Source organism: Serratia sp. LTN-2, from assembly GCF_059740205.1.
In genome coordinates, this window is the sequence record NZ_JCAXDO010000011.1 from 24555 (window position 1) to 41488 (window position 16934).

Consider the following 16934-nt stretch of genomic DNA (forward strand, 5'->3'; position numbering starts at 1 on the left):
TACAACGCACTTGCCACGCGCTGCTGTTCTCCTTGCTGATGAGCGGCGCGGCCGCCTGGGCCGCCCCCTTGACGCTGGCGAGCAAGAACTTCACCGAACAGCGCATTCTGTCGGCGATCACCGTGCAATACCTGCGGGCCAAGGGATTTCAGGTCATACCCAAGACCAACCTGGCCACGGTGATCACCCGCAACGCCATGATCAACAAGCAGATCGACATGACCTGGGAATACACCGGCACCTCGCTGATCATCTTTAACCACATCAATAAGCGCATGTCGCCGCAGGAAACCTACGACACGGTGAAAAAACTCGACGCCAAACTCGGTCTGGTGTGGCTGCAGCCGGCGGACATGAACAACACCTACGCCTTCGCCATGCAGCGCCAGCGCGCGGAAAAAGAGCAGATCCGCACGATGTCGCAGCTGGTGGCCAAAGTGGAACAGGTGCGCAAAAACGACCCGAAACACAACTGGCTACTGGGACTAGACCTGGAGTTTGCCGGCCGCTCCGACGGCCTGAAGCCGATGCAGGCGCTGTACGACATGCCACTGGATCGCCCGCAAATCCGCCAGATGGATCCGGGCCTGGTGTACAACGCCATCCGCGACGGCTTCGTCGACGCCGGGCTGGTGTACACCACTGACGGCCGGGTGAAAGGCTTCGATCTGCAGGTGCTCGAAGACGACAAAGGCTACTTCCCGAGCTATGCGGTCACGCCGGTGGTGCGCGCCGAGGTGTTGCAAAACACGCCGGGGCTGGAAGAGGCGTTGAACACGCTGTCGAAACAGTTCAATAACCAGGTGATCACCGAGCTTAACGCCAGGGTGGATATCGACTACCAGACGCCGCAACAGGTCGCCGACGCGTTCCTCAAGCAGCGCGGCCTGATTTAGGGAGGCATGATGAATACCTTACTTTACGCCTGGCAAAACTGGGCCTATATCGCCGGATTGACGCTGGAACACCTGCTGCTGGTCGGCGTCGCCGTCGGCCTGGCGATCCTGATCGGCGTGCCGCTCGGCGTGCTGATCGTCCGCCACAAGTGGCTGGCGACGCCGGTGCTGAGCCTGGCCACGCTGGTGCTGACCGTGCCCTCCATCGCCCTGTTCGGGCTGATGATCCCGCTGTTTTCCTTAATCGGTCACGGCATTGGCTATGTGCCGGCGATCACCGCCGTATTTCTCTACTCGCTGCTGCCGATCGTGCGCAATACCCACACCGCGCTCGACAACCTGCCCGGCGGGCTGCGCGAGGCCGGCCGCGGCATCGGCATGACGTTCTGGCAACGCCTGCGCTGGGTGGAGATCCCGGTGGCGCTGCCGGTGATTTTCGGCGGCATCCGCACCGCCGTGGTGATGAACATCGGCGTGATGGCGATCGCCGCGGTGATCGGTGCCGGCGGCCTCGGCCTGCTGCTGCTCAACGGCATCAGCAGCAGCGACATTCGCCAGTTGATTACCGGCGCCGTGATGATCAGCCTGTTGGCGATCGTCCTCGATTGGTTATTGCACCGTTTGCAAATTGCGCTCACGCCCAAGGGGATCCGCTCATGATTAAATTGGAAAATCTGACCAAACAGTTCATGCAAAAGAACGGCACGCCGTTCAACGCCGTCGACAACATCAATCTGGACGTGCCGGAAGGCGAAATCTGCGTGCTGCTCGGCCCTTCCGGCTGCGGCAAAACCACCACGCTGAAGATGATCAACCGCCTGATCGAACCTACCGCCGGCGCCATTCTGGTCAATGGCGAAGACACCAGCACGCTGGATACCGTCAGCCTGCGCCGCAAAATCGGCTACGTCATCCAGCAGATCGGTTTGTTTCCCAACATGACCATCGAGGAAAACATCACCGTGGTGCCGCGCATGCTGGGCTGGGACAAGAAACGCTGCCACGATCGCGCCGAGGAGCTGATGAGCATGGTGGCGCTGGATCCGAAGCGCTTTTTGCACCGCTACCCGAAAGAGATGTCGGGCGGGCAGCAGCAGCGCATCGGCGTGATCCGCGCGCTGGCGGCCGATCCGCCGGTGCTGCTGATGGATGAACCCTTCGGCGCGGTGGATCCGATCAACCGCGAAACCATCCAGAACGAGTTTCTCGACATGCAGCGCCAGCTGAAAAAGACCGTGATGCTGGTGAGCCACGACATCGATGAGGCTCTGAAACTTGGCGATCGCATCGCGGTGTTCCGCCAGGGCAAGATCGTGCAGAACGCCAGCGCCGATGAGCTGTTGGCGCGGCCGGCGAACGAATTCGTCGCCTCCTTTGTCGGCCAGGATCGTACGCTGAAGCGCCTGCTGCTGGTACAGGCCGGCGACGTGGCCGATCAACAGGAAACGGTGACGGTGCGCCGGGAAACGCCGCTGGCGGAGGCATTCGGGCTGATGGACGATATCGACGCCCGCTCGGTGACGGTGGTCGACGCCGACGGCAAACCGTTGGGCTATGTCAAACGCCGCGAGGCGCGCGGCGCGCCGGGCGTCTGCGCCGACAGCCTGCACCGTTTTCGCGTCACCGCCAGAGCGGAGGAAAACCTGCGCGTGGTGCTGTCGAAGCTGTACGAGCACAACACCTCCTGGATGCCGATCGTCGATGAAGACGGCCGCTACAGCGGCGAAATCTCGCAGGATTACATCGCCGACTACCTCAGCTCCGGCCGTACGCGCCGGGTGCTGACCCCGCAGTAATCCGCGCCGGGGCGACCGCCGCCCCGCCCATGCCGCAGTTTGATAAAGATTCACTGGTCATCGGCCGGAGCGCCAAGCACAATGCGCTGATGACCCTTTGATTTTTCTCACGACGCCGCCCACGCATGAAAAGATTGGTCCACTTGCACCACTATCGCGCCCTGCTGCGCAGCCTGTTTATCGCCGTGTTTATCGGCGTCGCCGCCGCCCTGGCGGTGTGGCTGTTTCACCGTTCGATGATTGGCCTCGAGTGGCTGTTGCTCGGCAATGCCGACGGCAGCCTGGTGGCCGCCGCCGCCGCGCTGCCGGGCTGGCGGCGCGCGCTGACCCCGGCGCTGGGCGGGCTGGCGGCGGGCCTGCTGCTGTATATCCACCAGCGCTACCGTCACCAGCGCCCGGCGGCGCCCACCGACTATATGGAAGCGATAGAGACCGGCAACGGCAAGCTGGACACCGGCGCCAGCCTGGTGAAATGCCTGGCGTCGCTGCTGGTGGTGTCGAGCGGCAGCGCCATCGGCCGCGAAGGCGCGATGATCCTGCTGGCGGCGCTGGTGGGCTCGCTGTTCGCCCAGCGCTTTACACACGAGAAAGAGTGGAAACTGTGGGTGGCCTGCGCCGCCGCCGCCGGGATGGCCAGCGCCTACCATGCGCCGCTGGCGGGCAGCCTGTTTATCGCCGAGATCCTGTTCGGCACCCTGATGCTGGCCTCGCTCGGGCCAGTGGTGATCGCCGCGGTGAGCGCGCTGCTGATGACCAACCTGCTCAACGGCGGCCAGGCGCCGCTCTATCTGGTGACGCCGCTCGCCGCCCCCTTGCCGACGCAATACCTGCTGATGGCGCTGGTCGGCGTGGTGGCCGGCGCCGGCGGGCCGCTGTTTTTATGGCTGATGACCGCCACCGGCCGCGCCTTCCGATCGCTGCGCCTGAAACCGCCGTTGCAGCTGGCGCTGGGTGGCCTGATCGTCGGGCTGCTTTCGCTGCTGTTCCCGCAGGTGTGGGGCAATGGCTATAGCGTGGTGCAGGCGCTGTTGATCGCGCCGCCAGGGGTGTTGCTGCTGGGCGCGATCCTGGTGTGCAAACTGCTGGCGATCCTCGCCAGCAGCGGTTCAGGCGCGCCCGGCGGGGTCTTCACCCCGACGCTGTTCGTCGGCGCCGCGCTCGGTTCGATGATCGGCCAGCTGTTCGGCCTGTGGCCGGGCATGGATGCGGCGGTGCCGCTGCTGCTGGCGCTGACCGGCATGGCCACCCTGCTGGCCGCCACCACCCATGCGCCGATCATGGCGGCGCTGATGGTGTTTGAAATGACCGGCGAATACGCGCTGCTGCCCGGCATTTTGCTGGCCTGCGTGATCGCCACCACCGTGTCGCGCGGTCTGCGGCCGGTATCGGTCTACCACACCGCGCCGCCGCCCAAACGCGAGGCTTAAAACTCGCCCTGCTGCAGCAACTTCCTGAACTGCGGGCACTGCAGGTGCTCCGGTTCAGGGCAATCGACCATGTGCTGCAAACCGGCGCGCACCTGCCCCAAACGCCGCAGGGTGCGATCCAGTTCTTCAATCCGCGCCGCCAGCAGCCGGCGATCGAGGGCGATGCGTCCGCGCTCGTCAAACAGCGAGGCGATCTCATCCAGCGTAAATCCCGCCAACCGCCCGAGAGCGATCAGCTTCAGTTGATCCAGCACACCGGCGGCATATTGGCGGCGTAAACCGTTGCGGCCTATCGACGCGATCAGCCCCTTTTTCTCGTAATGCCGCAGTGCCGAGGGCGCGATGCCGCTCAAACGCGCCACCTCGCCAATATCCAGTTCTTTTTCCATTGACTTGAAGTCGACTTTAAGTTGCAAACTGTGCGCACATTACACCATGAGTGACTTTAAGGACACGAAAATGACGACAGAAATTTTACTGATGATTGTGCTGACCGGAGTGGGCGCCACGCTGTGCACCGACCTGTGGGCCATCGTGCAAAAGCGCGTGCTGGGCATCCCGCCCCTTAACTACGCGCTGGTTGGCCGCTGGTTTATCGGCCTGTTCGACGGCCGGTTTTATCACGCGCCGATCATGGCGTCGCCGGTGCGGCGAGGAGAAAAAGCGACAGGATGGTTGCTGCACTATGCGATCGGCGTAGCCTTCGCCTTTATCCCGCTCGGTTTGGCGGGCATCGGTTGGTACGCCGCACCGGCGCCGCTGGTCGCACTGTTGAGCGGCTGGCTGAGCCTGGCGGCGCCTTTCTTCGTGATGCAGCCGGCGCTGGGCTTTGGCGTGGCGGCGGCGAATACCCCCAACCCGACGCGTAGCCGCATCATCAGCCTGCTGGTGCATACGGTGTACGGCCTGGGGCTGTTTGTCTCCGCCCGTCTGTTGGCCCCTTTGCTGGCCTGACCGCGCTAGCGCAGCAGCGTGGAGATGTCGAGATAGTGCGCCAGTTCGCGCTGTTCCGCGCGCGGCAGATACGGGATCTCACCCAGCAGCGGCGCAGGTATGCGCTGCTGCAGCGCCGCGATGGTTTCGGCATAGTGCGCCAGCCCCGGATTGATGCGGTTGGCCACCCAGCCCAACAACGGCAGGCCGTCGTTGATGATCGACTGAGCGGTCAACAACGCATGGCTGACGCAGCCCAGTTTGATGCCCACTACCAGCACCACCGGCAGTTGCTCCTGCACCACCCACTCGGCGTAAGGCCGCAGATCGTTCATCAGCACCCGCCAGCCGCCGCTGCCCTCCACCACTACCGTATCGGCTTTGGCCGACAGATCCCGCAGGCCGCTGCTCATCACGCCGTAGTTGATGTCCTCGCTCGCATGGGCGTGAAACACCTCATCCAGACAGGTGATGGGATTGATCTCCTCGTAAGACAGCGGCAGGCTGGAGGATGCCTGCAATACCAAAGCGTCTTTATTGCGGATGCCCTCGCTGGTTTCCTGGCAACGTGCGGCGATCGGCTTATAGCCGGCCACCGAACGGCCGTTGGCGGCCAGCGCCTGCATCAACCCGCGTGAAACCACGGTTTTACCGACGTCGGTATCCGTGCCTGTAACAAATAAACGCTTCAACATGAATAAAATGCCCCGGAATGCCCCGTTAACAATGTGTCGCCGCATCGGCGGCGAGGAAGTCTATCGGAAAAATTCTAGGGGATGCTGCCGCGTAGGGGCTTGAGGTAGCTCAATCTTTTGCGGATTAATAAGATGTTCTGAAGTTAGCCTTGCAGCAACTGCACCAGCAATGAACCGTTATACAGCGCCTCTTTCACCAGCGCCGCGCCGGGCATGGTGCCCTGATTGAAGAACTGCGTGGATTCGACCTTGACCTGCTCGCTGTAGGCCGGCAGCGCCTGCTGCCGAATGCAGGAGGCGATGGCCGGATGCAGGATCTCCGCCGCGCGGTTGAGCGGCGATCCTACCAGGATCTTCTCCGGATTGAACAGGTTGACCATGATCGCCAGAATGCGCCCCACGCTGTGGCCGACGCCGAGGATGATGTCCCGCGCCAGCTGATCGCCCGCCAGCGCCGCGTCGCACAGCGATTCGACGGTCAACGGCGCGCCGTGCAGGCTGGAACTCATCGAGCCGCTCAGCCGCTGCTGGGCGATCTCCAGCATGTTCTCGATGCTGGCCACGGTCTCGAGACAACCGTGGTTGCCGCAGTAGCAGCGCTTGCCGTAAGGATCGACCTGGGTGTGGCCAATCTCCACCACGCTGTGGCTGCCGGCGTGCAGCACATGGCCGCCGGTGATCACCCCGGCGCCGACGTTGTGGTCGATCACCACCTGAATCACGTTCTGGCTGCCGCGCGAAGCGCCGTACAGCGCCTCGGCCATGGTCCAGGCGCTGATGTCGTGCTGCAGGTAAACCGGCAGGCCGGTGCGGGTTTCCAGCGCCGGGCCGAGCGGCATCTCCAGCACGTCGTAAAACGGCATGCGGTGTACCACGCCGGACTGCACGTCGATCATGCCCGGCAGCGTGATGGCGATCGCCGTCAGCCGTTCCAGTTTGCTTTGGTGGCGGATAAAGAACTGATCGACTTCGGTCAGGATGCGTTTCAGCAGCGGTTCGGGGTGTTCGGCAGCGAGCGGCAGCTGTTCCTCCACCACCAGTTTGCTGCTGAGATCGCGCAGCGCCAGCGTGATGCTGCCACGGCTGATGCGGGCGGAAAGGTAGTGCCAGGCTTCGGTGTCCAGCACCAACCCCACCGCCGGCCGCCCCCGGCTGCCGATCTCCTGGTACTCGGTTTCCTTGACCAGATGGGCTTCCAGCAGCTCGCGCACGATCTTGGTGATGCTGGCGGGCGCCAGCTGCGCGCGTTTTGACAGTTCGATGCGCGAAATCGGGCCCAGCTGATCGATTAGCCGATAAACCGCCCCCGCATTGGTCTGCTTGATTTGATCAATATGCCCAGGCTGCCCAACCGCAATCACAAACCTGCTCCTACTATTTTTCGCGCTTCTAAATAAAGACTAGGGGTTATGGTGGGGCTTTTGTCATACAGCGTCAACTATTTGATTCGTTATGTGATTTGCTGCACAAATTCCTCGCAATTTCAGCGTGAATTGAATTTTATTTGCCCAATCTCAACGTCATTTCAGCATCAACGCCATCAGCGACTGCGCCGCCGCGGTCAGCGGCCGCCGGCGATGATGAACCAGCCACACTTCGGTGGTGGCGTCCGGCTCCGCCAGCGGCAAATAGCGCACGCCGTCCACCCGCACCCGGGCGAAAGAAGCCGGCAGAATCGATACCCCCAACCCGGCGGAGACCAGACCGATGATGGTCATCGCTTCTCCCACTTCCTGGGTGATATACGGGGTGATACCGGCCTTGCTCAGCAGCAGCAGAATTTCGTCGTACAGCGCGGTGCCCACTTCACGCGAGAAAAATACGAACGGCTCCTGCGCCAGATGTTGAAAACGCAGCGCGCCGCCGGGCGTTTCCGCCAGCGGATGCCCTTCCGGCACTACCGCCACCAGCGGTTCGCGCAGCAGCAGCTGATAGTGCAGCGCTTCCGGCAGCCGCGTGTTGCGCATCACCCCCAGATCCAGTTCACCGTTCAGCAGCGGTTCGATCTGCTGCTTGGTGTTGATTTCGCGCATCTTGATATGTACCTGCGGAGACTGCTGGCGAAAGGCGCGCAGGCTGCGCGACACCACGCTGATAAAGGGCGCGGAGGAGGTAAACCCGATGGTCATTTCCCCCAGTTCGCCGCGATCCAGGCGCGCCGCCTTTTCCGCCGCGCGCCCGACCTGATCGAGCACCTGATAGGCTTCTTTAAGAAACATCTCCCCGGCCTGCGTCAAACTGACGTTGCGGTTGTTGCGCGCCAGCAGCCGCGCGCCGACCATCTCTTCCAGCGCCTGAATTTGCTGGCTGAGCGGCGGCTGAGAGATACGCAGCCGTTCAGCGGCGCGGCCAAAATGCAGCTCCTCGGCCACGGCGATAAAGTAACGCAGGTGTCTCAATTCGATATTCATATGTAAAACGTCTTAATTTGAATTATTAATATATTAGACAAAAAACTAGCCGCTCCCTATCATTTTGTCATCTGTAAAGTGTCTGTTATCTCCCCGAAGTTCGGTAAGGAAACGCTGTGACAACCCCTGTGCGTTCTGCGGCCGTGATGCCGTCGACGCTGGCCGCCAACGATGACGCGGCCGCTGCGCCAAAAGTAAAACGCTCCACCCTCAACAATAAACTCCCCTATATCGAACGCGGCACGCCGCAGTTTATGCGCGTAACGCTGGCGCTGTTTTCCGCCGGGCTGGCGACCTTCGCGCTGCTCTACTGCGTGCAGCCGATTCTGCCGGTGCTGTCGCAAGACTTCGGCGTATCGCCGGCGGAAAGCAGCCTGTCGCTCTCGGTCTCCACCGGCCTGCTGGCGATCGGCCTGATGTTCACCGGGCCGCTGTCCGACGCCATCGGCCGCAAGTCGGTCATGGTGGTGGCGCTGCTGCTGGCGGCGGTTTGCACGCTGATTTGCGCCTTTATGACCAGCTGGCACGGCATTTTACTGATGCGCGCGCTGATCGGCCTGTCGCTGAGCGGCGTGGCGGCGGTCGGCATGACCTATCTCAGTGAAGAGATCCATCCGAGCTTCGTCGCCTTCTCGATGGGGCTGTATATCAGCGGCAACTCGATCGGCGGCATGAGCGGCCGCCTGGTCACCGGGGTATTGACCGATTTCTTCTCCTGGCGCGTATCGCTGGGCGTCATCGGGCTGTTTGCCCTCGCCGCCGCCTGCATGTTCTGGCGCATCCTGCCCGCCTCGCGGCATTTTCGCGCCAGTTCGCTGCGCCCGCGCACCCTGCTGATCAACTTTAAACTGCATTGGCACGATAAAGGGTTGCCGCTGCTGTTCGCGGAAGGTTTCCTGCTGATGGGCAGTTTCGTCACCCTGTTCAACTACATTGGCTATCGCCTGCTGGCGGACCCTTATCACCTGAGCCAGGCGATCGTCGGCCTGCTGTCGGTGGTGTACCTCACCGGCTCCTACAGTTCGCCCAAGGCCGGTGCGCTCACCTCACGCTTCGGGCGTGGCCCGGTGCTGCTGGCGTCGATCGCAATTATGCTGATCGGGATTCTGATTACCGCGCTGCCGCAGGTGCCGGCGATCTTTATCGGCATGATGCTGTTCACCGCCGGTTTTTTCGCCGCCCACTCGGTGGCCAGCAGCTGGATCGGCCGCCGCGCGCGCCGCGCCAAAGGACAGGCGTCGTCGCTGTATCTGTTCTGTTATTACGTCGGCTCCAGCGTGGCCGGTACCCTCGGCGGCGTGTTCTGGCACAGTTTCGGCTGGAATGGCGTGGCGGCGTTCATCAGCCTGATGCTGTTGCTGGCGCTGCTGGTGGTGCATTACCTGAAACGGCTGCCGGAAGCGGCGCGCCTGTGAATGGAAAAAGCCGCGGTGGTTAGCCGCGGCTCGTGATGCCAACGCTGTGATTATTGACCGGGTTTCCAGCGAGTTTGCAGGTATTCCACCGCCTGATGCGTTTGCGGCTCAGTCAGATAACGCTGCCGGAACAGTATCGTTCCTCCCATCCCCGGCAGGCTTTCGTTGAGATCCAACTGCCTTTTCAGCTCAGGGACGCCGCCGTCGAAGGTCCAGGCCGGTTCGCTGGCGGAAGGCGTACCCACTTTATACAGCGCCACCCCGGCATAGAGCCGGACCGGCGTGCCTTTCACCACCTCGGCCCACCAGTTGGCCAGCACGTCGTAGCGGACAATTTCACGCTCAAAAGGCCAGTACAGCTGCGGTGCGATATAGTCGAGCAGCCCCAGTTTTACCCACTGGCGCGTATCGGCATAGGCCGTATCGTACGATGGCGCGCCGGCCTGAGTCGCTGAACCGGCAGGATCGTCCGCCTTGTTTCGCCATACCCCCGCCGGGCTGACGCCAAACGCGACGGCGGGCTTTAACGCTCTCACGGTGGCGGAAACCTGCTTTATCAATTGCAGCGTGTTGTCTCTTCGCCAGCTGGCCTTGTCTGCAAACCCTTTGCCGTATTGGCGATAGGTCCTTTCATCATCCAGCGGCGATTGCGGCGTTTCGTAATAGAAATAATCGTCAAACTGGATGCCGTCGACATCATAGTTTCTGACAATTTCCGCCACGACGCTGGTGATCCAGTTGCGCACGTCGGGCAGGCCGGGATCGAGCACGAAGCGATCGCTGGCGGTGCGTACCCAGTCGGGATGCAGCGCATAGACGCTGGCCGGCGGGGACTGCAGCGTATGGTTAAGCGCATCGATCGTTTGCTGCCCGGTGTTCATGGAAACCCGATAAGGATTCAGCCAGGCATGCACTTTGATGCCGCGCCGACGCGCTTCCTGCAGCATAAAGGCCAGCGGATCGTAGCCCGGGTCCTGGCCCACCGTGCCGGTCAATACCCCAGACCAGGGCAAGATGTTCGAGCGCCACAGGGCCGTGCCGTCCGGCTTAACCTGAAAATACACCGTGTTAATCCCGGCTCTTGCCATCTCGTCCAGCGCGTCCGTCAGCCCCTGCTTCTGCTGGCGAACCCGCTCTTGCGCGGTGGCCGCTTTCAGGGAGGCCGCCGGCGGCCAGTCCAGGCCAATAACCGTGGCCAGCCAGATGCCCCGCATCGGCGTTGCCGGCGGTATGGGCTGCGTGGGCTTCTCCGGCTCGGGGGGCTTAGCGCATCCGCCCACGCCCAGCATGGCGGCCATCAACAGCCATCCGCCTAATTTTGTTGCGCCTGTCGGCATCAGTGTTCTCCTTCCGTGAGTGACGGTTATCCCATGTCGCGGCGTGCGGAGCAAGAAACCGCCCGCTTTCGCAACGCGGTTTAGCGACCGGCGCCGCCCTTCTCAGACGACGCCTCTCCTTATCCCATCACCAGCTCAGCCCAGTCCCGCGAGGGAACGCCACCTTGCCGGTATTGGTTTGCTCATCGTAGTCATGCCAGGTATTAACCGGCAGTTTGCCGTGCGGTTTGATTTTACCCGTCAGCACCTGCGCCAGCGATACCATCGAGTGGCCGCGCCACACGCCACTGTCATAGCCGTAATAGGAATAGGTAGCGACAGCCGCCTCCACCTCTGCGGCATAGTTCACGATATCGTAAGGTGCGCGCAGTGAAAGATGAACGCGCTTTTTCCCCTGTTCGGCGGCGTATTTCAGCCATCCCGGATAAGGACTGGTATCATTAGCCGCCCCGGTTGCGGAGGTAACCACGCCATCCTGCTCGGCAGGCGTAAAGCGGGTTGAGAGCGTGCCGAGCAGGAACACGTCGCAGCCGGCAATATGTTCCCTGATCTGGGCATCGCTCAGTTCCGTTTCCTTCGCGGCCACGACGTTCTGATACCCCTCCTGCGCCATCACGTTCGCAATGCCTTTGGCCTGCTCGCCCCATGGCGTCAGAATAAAGTAGCGCAGCGCCTTGTCCTTTAACGGCAGCAGACGTTGACGGTTGATAACGACGGTAATGGAACGATCGGCGATGCGTTTCTCCAGCTGATGCGCGGAAGACGAAACGCCGTTTGAACACGATTTATCGCTATGGCCCATCAGGTTATGACGTAATTTGAGGCGCAAAATGCGCTCGACAGAGGCATCGATATCGGCCTCGCTGAGATGCCCGCTTTTCACCCGCTGCGCAATGTAGCGGATAAGCTCGGGCAGCAGGTTCGCCTGCGCCGGCGAGGCGATGCTGACAGGCATCAGAGCGATGTCCACCCCGGCGACAAAGACGTTTTCAGCCGCCCCTTGCTGGCTGAAATGCTCGGCAATCGCGCCCATATCCAGCGCGTCTGAAATCGTTACGCCGGCATAACCCAGCTCATTGCGCAGGATCTGGGTCTGGATTTCGCGCGACATGGTGGCCGGCACCGTGATTTTTTCACCGTTGCGGGTGTCGATCTGGCTGTTATCCAGTGCGGGGTACTGAATATGCGCAGTCATCACCATATCCGGCGCCGCGCAGCGATCGATAGCCTGTTTGTAAGGGGCGATATCGATGGCAAAAGCCTCTTCCCGCGTGCGATCGACGCGGGGCAAACCGGTGTGCGAATCGGTGGAGGTGCTGCCATGGCCGGGGAAATGTTTGTACGCGGTGATCAGCCCCTGCTGTTTCATCCCCGCCACCATGTTTTCCGCCAGGCGGGCAACGGCGTTTTTATCATCGCTGAAGGCGCGAACATTAATCACCGGGTTGAACGGGTTGGTGTTAACGTCCACGACCGGGGCAAAGTTGGTATTGATATGCAACGCACGCATATCCTGGGCCATCAGTTTGCCCTGTTCAACGGCGAGCTGTTTATCCGCGCCCCCTTCAATCGCGGCGGCCAGCGCCATATTGCCGGGGAATGAGGCGTAGTCGCCGCGTGGCAGCCGGAAAACGTTGCCGCCTTCGTTGTCCGTGCCAATAAACAAACCAACGCCCGCGTGGGTTTTCATCGCGGCATACCAGGCCGTCAACGTTTTAATCTGCTGTTTGTCTTTTAGATTATTGGCAAACAGGATCACCCCACCGATGTGGTTATCGGCGATCAGTTTGCCAATGGCTTCGTCGGGAACGGTCATATCCTGATTGCTGCTACCGTTCTGATCCCAGTAGCGAAAATCCAGCATGATTTTTTGCCCGATTTTCTCTTCCAGCGTCATGTTTTTGACTTTCTGTTTAATATCCACAGTAAACCTCCGTTTAAAGCACCCGTTAATGACAGAAAAAAAGATAACCCGAAGGGCTCACAGCGTCCTGCCATTCTGTTTGTTTCAGCGGTTGGACAACGGCAAACGGAAAATGGATCAAACAAAATATCAACCAACAGAAAAAATCCATCAATGAATCAAACCCCTACCAATGCAATGTCTATTTCGCGCCCTGCTGTAGAAGGCCCCTCTGGCGCATTTTTCGCTGGCAAGCCGAGTGGCCAGTGAAGCCGCTCCCTCCTCGTTTGCCGATGTTGCCCCTAGTCCGCCACTCTTCTATAGTATGTTGTAACTAAAATAGGAGCGCGCGATGAGCAGATACGATGTGATTGGCCGAATGAACACCTGCTTTGCCGAGCTGGAGCAGGCGCTCGGCGCGTTGCAACAGCAGATAGCCCCGCTGCGGTTGCTGGCGGCGCGGGTGTTCAGCCTGCCGGAGGTAGAAAAAGGCCAGGAGCATCAGGCTATTTCGCATATCGCGGTCGAGCAGCATGTGGGGCAAGCGGCGCGCGATCTGGCGCTGGAGCATTATCAGCGGCTGTTCATTCACCACAACCGGGAGAATGTCAGCAGCAAGGCCGCCGTGCGCCTGCCCGGCGTTATCTGTCTGGCGGTGGAGCAACCGGAATATCAGGCGCTGCAAACGCAGCTGGCGCTGATCAACCGCCTGAAGGGCGAGCTGGAGCAGATTATCACCGTCGATTCCGGCCTGGCGCCGGAGCAGCGTTTCGAATTCGTGCACACCCATTTGCACGGGCTGATCACCCTCAGCGCCTATCGCACCCTCACCGCCCTGACCAATCCCGATTCCGTGCGCTTCGGCTGGGCCAACAAGCACATCATCAAAAACGTCAAACGGGACGACATTCTGGCGCAGCTGGATAAAAGCCTGAAAGCCGGCCGCGCGGTGCCGCCGCACAGCCGCGAACAGTGGGCCGCCCTGGTCAGCCGTGAGATAGACGACGTCAGCCGGCTGCCGCAGCAGGCTACGCTGAAAATCAAGCGGCCGGTAAAAGTGCAGCCGATCGCCCGGGTGTGGTATCAGCAGCAGCAGAAACAGGTGCAGCACCCCTGCCCGCTGCCGCTGATCGCCCTGTGTCAGGTTGAAAGCGGCGCCGCCGTGCCGAAGATCGGCGAGCTGCTCAACTACGACGCCGAGGCGGTGAAACACCGTTACAAACCCGACGCCAGGCCGCTGCGGCTGCTGGTGCCGCGCCTGCACCTGTACACCGACGACGCTACTCGCTGAGGGTATACACCCGCAGGCGATGGCCGTCCGGATCCCGCGCGACAAAGGTGTAGCCGAACTCCATCTCGGTTGGCGTTTGCTCGATAGTCAGCCCAAGTTCGCGCCACTGGTTATAGCGCGCCTCCACCTCTTGCGCATCCTGGCACAGAAAGCCCAGCTCACCGCCGCCGCCGGTCAACGTGGCGGCAGGTTCCACTTTTTGCCTGGCCCACATTCCGAGTTTGAAGCCGTTGTTGAGCACGAACAGGGCGAAGCCGGGGGAAAGCTCCTGTGGCGCCTGCCCCAGCAGGCGTTGATAAAAAGCGGCGCTGTTGAGTGGGTTATCGACGTAAAGCATCGTCATGCTGGGAAGGGTCATCGGTCTGTCCTCTGAGTGATGGGAACCGGTCGGTTCCCGATAGGCACAGACTAAGGCGTGCGACTGACAGTTTATGGCAGCAGTGTGCCGCTATTGTTCCGCAATGCCCTCGCTGAGACGCCACTCTTTCAGCAACCGCCGTCGGCCGCGCGGATAGCGCTGTTCCAGCGGCGTGGCGGCCTGAATGCGATCGAGGCGAAAATGGCGAAAGGCCTGACGCAGCTCGCACCAGGCGACCAGCATCTGGAACTGGTCGAAAAAACCCAGTGCAAAGGGCCACAGCAGGCGTTCGCTGCGCTGCCCCGCCAGATCGAGATAGTCGATCTGCAGCTTGCGCTCACGGCGAATGGTGTCGCGGATCAGCACCCGCATCTCATCCGCCACCGGCGGCGCCTGAACCGGCGCGATCAATAGCGTGTTGGCCTCCAACTCTTCCCGCAGCGCCGAAGGCAGCACATCGGCGATCTTGGCCAGCGCCTGGCCCGCGGCGTCCGCCAGCTGGCTGTCACCGCGGCGCCTGACCCAGCGCATGCCCAACACCAGCGCTTCTATCTCCGCCTGCGAAAACATCAGCGGCGGTAGCATAAAGCCGGGGCGCAGCACATAGCCGACGCCGGCCTCGCCGACGATCTCCGCCCCCTGTTGCTGCAGCGTAGCGATATCGCGATACAGCGTGCGCATGCTGATGCCCAGCGCCTGCGCCAACGCATGGCCCGCCACCGGATAACGGTGGCTGCGCAGCAGCTGCATCAGATCGAGTAAACGTTGCGCGCGCGACATATCACGGCTCCCTGCATAGCGAGGTTTGGACAAAATCGGCAAAGGCCCGCGCCTTGGCCGAGACGAAATGGCCGCCGGGGAACACCGCCCACAGCGCCAGCGGCGGCAGTTGCCAATCCGCTAATGCCGCGATCGCCGCCCCGCTTTGCAGTTCGCTGCGAAACAGGCCTTCGCTGGCGACGGTAGCGCCGAAGCCCGCCAGCACCAGCTCGCGCACGCACTCCGCCGCGTTGACCCGCATGCGCCCCGGCAACCGCAGCATGCGCTGTTCCCCTTCACGGCTGAAACGCCACTGCTCGCCGCCGCCCTGGCGATGGTAAATCACCATCTCGTGCCGCAACAGATCCTCCGGCCGCTGCGGCATGCCGGCGGCGGCAAAATAATCGGGCGTGCCGATCACACATTGCTTTACCTCACCCAGCTTGCGCGCGGTAAAGCCGGAATCCTCCAGCTCGCCGACGCAAAGAGCAATATCGATGCCCTCTTCAATCAGCGACAGGTTGCCGTCATCCAGCAACAGATCGACGCTCAAACGCGGATTGGCGCTCATAAACGCCGTCAGGTCGGGCAAGGGCACGATGCGGGCGAACACCGCCGCCGAAGCGACCCGCAGCCGCCCGCTCAGCGTCTCGCCAGCGTTTTGCACCAGCGCTTCGGTCTCCGCCAGCTCGTTCAGAATGCGCCGAGTGCGTTGATACAGCTGCTCCCCCGCATCCGTCGGCTGCAGGCCGTGGGTCGAACGCAGCATCAGGCGTGTGCCGAGCTGCTGTTCCAGGCGCGCCACCGCCTTCGAGACCGCCGGTTGCCCTACGTGCAGCCGCCGCGCCGCCGCGGTAAAGGAACCGCTCTCGTAAACGCAGGCATAGGTTTCGTAATCGGCAAATTTGCCCATGCATTCCCTCATGGAATAACGGTTAACACCTCTGGCAGTCTACACGCGCCATTCCGGAATGGGCAAGATAAGCGCACCCCCTCATTCCCGTCAGGAGAACGCATGACTCTGCAAGACAAACTCGATGCCTTCAAAGCGGCATTCGAAGCCGGCCAACTGCCGCTCAAACTCGCTGCGCAAGATCACGCGCTGATGCGTGAGGCGATCCAGGCGCAGATCGCGTCAGGCATCGCCGAACGCGCACTGAGCGTCGGCGACGTCGCGCCCGGCTTTACCCTGCCGGACAGCGAAAACCGGCCATGCGCTTCCGCAGCGCTGTTGGCGAACGGGCCGCTGGTCGTCAGTTTTTATCGCGGGATCTGGTGCCCCTACTGCACGCTCGATCTACAGGCGCTGCAGGCCGCATTGCCCGCCATAGAGCAACGCGGCGCGCAGCTGTTGGCCGTTTCGCCGCAAAGCGCGATGCATAACCGCCAGGCCGCGCGCGATCACGATCTGACCTTTCCGCTGCTCAGCGATGCCGGCAACCGTCTGGCGGCGCAATTCGGCCTGCGTTACCGCCTGCCGGAGGCCTTGATTACCCTGTATCAACAACGGCTCGGCCTCGATCTGGCGCAGTTCAATCAGAATGACGACTGGACGCTGCCGCTGCCGGCGCGATTCGTCATCGCCCGCGATGGCCGTATCGCCTATGCCGAAGCGCACGCCGACTACACCCGGCGGCCGGAGCCGCAGGCGCTGTTATCGGTGCTGGAGAGATTGGCTTGAAAAGACGGGGCGCAAACGCGCCCCGTTAAGAG

At 61.8% G+C, this 16934-nt stretch carries 17 protein-coding genes; 8 read left to right on the forward strand and 9 right to left on the reverse strand.

All coding sequences use genetic code 11. The features are described 5' to 3' along the window. Positions 1-38: 38 nt before the first annotated feature. The 4 genes from AC6BYQ_RS19270 (at position 39) to clcB (ending at position 4119) form a co-directional block, all read left to right on the forward strand. The gene (locus AC6BYQ_RS19270) at positions 39-896 is read left to right on the forward strand and encodes a glycine betaine ABC transporter substrate-binding protein (protein WP_230328935.1); all 858 of its coding nucleotides are present in this window, start codon (positions 39-41) and stop codon (positions 894-896) included. Positions 897-905: 9 nt separating this feature from the next. Continuing rightward, positions 906-1556, forward strand: coding sequence for an osmoprotectant ABC transporter permease OsmW (gene osmW, locus AC6BYQ_RS19275; protein ID WP_015377782.1), 651 nt, complete (start codon positions 906-908; stop codon positions 1554-1556). Then, positions 1553-2692 (forward strand): osmoprotectant ABC transporter ATP-binding protein OsmV, encoded by a 1140-nt coding sequence (gene osmV / locus AC6BYQ_RS19280; protein ID WP_019455915.1) that lies wholly within the window; start codon positions 1553-1555, stop codon positions 2690-2692. Before osmW ends, osmV begins: the two co-directional genes overlap by 4 nt. A 125-nt stretch (positions 2693-2817) precedes the next feature. Next, on the forward strand, positions 2818-4119 hold the full coding sequence (gene clcB, locus AC6BYQ_RS19285; protein WP_063919399.1) for a voltage-gated ClC-type chloride channel ClcB: 1302 nt from the start codon (positions 2818-2820) through the stop codon (positions 4117-4119). Here clcB and AC6BYQ_RS19290 read toward each other — a convergent pair. After that, complete coding sequence (locus tag AC6BYQ_RS19290) at positions 4116-4508, reverse strand: helix-turn-helix domain-containing protein (RefSeq protein ID WP_049241177.1); 393 nt, start codon at positions 4506-4508, stop codon at positions 4116-4118. The two genes, clcB and AC6BYQ_RS19290, sit on opposite strands and share 4 nt — an antisense overlap. A gap of 70 nt (positions 4509-4578) precedes the next feature. Between AC6BYQ_RS19290 and AC6BYQ_RS19295 the strand changes: the two genes are divergently transcribed. Further along, entirely contained in the window at positions 4579-5073 is a 495-nt protein-coding gene (locus AC6BYQ_RS19295) for a DUF2938 domain-containing protein (RefSeq protein WP_025159726.1), read from the forward strand. Positions 5074-5078: 5 nt separating this feature from the next. On the opposite strand, the gene bioD is transcribed toward AC6BYQ_RS19295, so the two are convergent. The 3 genes from bioD to AC6BYQ_RS19310 all read right to left on the reverse strand — a co-directional run bounded on the left by bioD (position 5079) and on the right by AC6BYQ_RS19310 (position 8158). Further along, the gene (gene bioD, locus AC6BYQ_RS19300) at positions 5079-5747 is read right to left on the reverse strand and encodes a dethiobiotin synthase (RefSeq protein ID WP_019455919.1); all 669 of its coding nucleotides are present in this window, start codon (positions 5745-5747) and stop codon (positions 5079-5081) included. A 143-nt stretch (positions 5748-5890) separates the two neighbouring features. After that, complete coding sequence (mlc, locus tag AC6BYQ_RS19305) at positions 5891-7108, reverse strand: sugar metabolism global transcriptional regulator Mlc (RefSeq protein WP_004938526.1); 1218 nt, start codon at positions 7106-7108, stop codon at positions 5891-5893. Between the two features lie 159 nt (positions 7109-7267). Further along, the gene (locus AC6BYQ_RS19310; RefSeq protein WP_063919397.1) at positions 7268-8158 is read right to left on the reverse strand and encodes a LysR family transcriptional regulator; all 891 of its coding nucleotides are present in this window, start codon (positions 8156-8158) and stop codon (positions 7268-7270) included. Positions 8159-8304: 146 nt separating this feature from the next. Here AC6BYQ_RS19310 and AC6BYQ_RS19315 point away from each other — a divergent pair, with 146 nt between their 5' ends. Beyond that, positions 8305-9573, forward strand: coding sequence for an MFS transporter (locus AC6BYQ_RS19315; RefSeq protein WP_029988790.1), 1269 nt, complete (start codon positions 8305-8307; stop codon positions 9571-9573). Between the two features lie 50 nt (positions 9574-9623). Here AC6BYQ_RS19315 and AC6BYQ_RS19320 read toward each other — a convergent pair whose 3' ends face one another. Then, positions 9624-10910, reverse strand: coding sequence for a glycoside hydrolase family 10-like protein (locus tag AC6BYQ_RS19320; RefSeq protein WP_498057376.1), 1287 nt, complete (start codon positions 10908-10910; stop codon positions 9624-9626). Positions 10911-11037: 127 nt separating this feature from the next. Continuing rightward, positions 11038-12834: a glycoside hydrolase family 3 protein gene (locus tag AC6BYQ_RS19325; RefSeq protein WP_198636420.1), complete on the reverse strand. Its 1797-nt coding sequence runs from the start codon at positions 12832-12834 to the stop codon at positions 11038-11040. Between the two features lie 331 nt (positions 12835-13165). Between AC6BYQ_RS19325 and tus the strand changes: the two genes are divergently transcribed. Beyond that, a complete protein-coding gene (gene tus, locus AC6BYQ_RS19330; protein ID WP_498057377.1) occupies positions 13166-14104 on the forward strand; it encodes a DNA replication terminus site-binding protein in 939 nt (312 codons plus the stop codon). Here the strand turns inward: tus and AC6BYQ_RS19335 are convergent. The 3 genes from AC6BYQ_RS19335 to AC6BYQ_RS19345 form a co-directional block, all read right to left on the reverse strand. Beyond that, a complete protein-coding gene (locus tag AC6BYQ_RS19335) occupies positions 14094-14462 on the reverse strand; it encodes a VOC family protein (protein ID WP_025159723.1) in 369 nt (122 codons plus the stop codon). The genes tus and AC6BYQ_RS19335 overlap by 11 nt on opposite strands. Positions 14463-14552: 90 nt before the next feature. Beyond that, complete coding sequence (locus tag AC6BYQ_RS19340) at positions 14553-15242, reverse strand: helix-turn-helix transcriptional regulator (protein WP_019455927.1); 690 nt, start codon at positions 15240-15242, stop codon at positions 14553-14555. 1 nt (position 15243) lies between these two features. Further along, positions 15244-16134 (reverse strand): LysR family transcriptional regulator, encoded by an 891-nt coding sequence (locus tag AC6BYQ_RS19345; protein WP_498057378.1) that lies wholly within the window; start codon positions 16132-16134, stop codon positions 15244-15246. 102 nt (positions 16135-16236) lie between these two features. Here AC6BYQ_RS19345 and AC6BYQ_RS19350 point away from each other — a divergent pair, with 102 nt between their 5' ends. Further along, complete coding sequence (locus AC6BYQ_RS19350; protein WP_211129422.1) at positions 16237-16902, forward strand: peroxiredoxin-like family protein; 666 nt, start codon at positions 16237-16239, stop codon at positions 16900-16902. Positions 16903-16934: the final 32 nt, after the last annotated feature.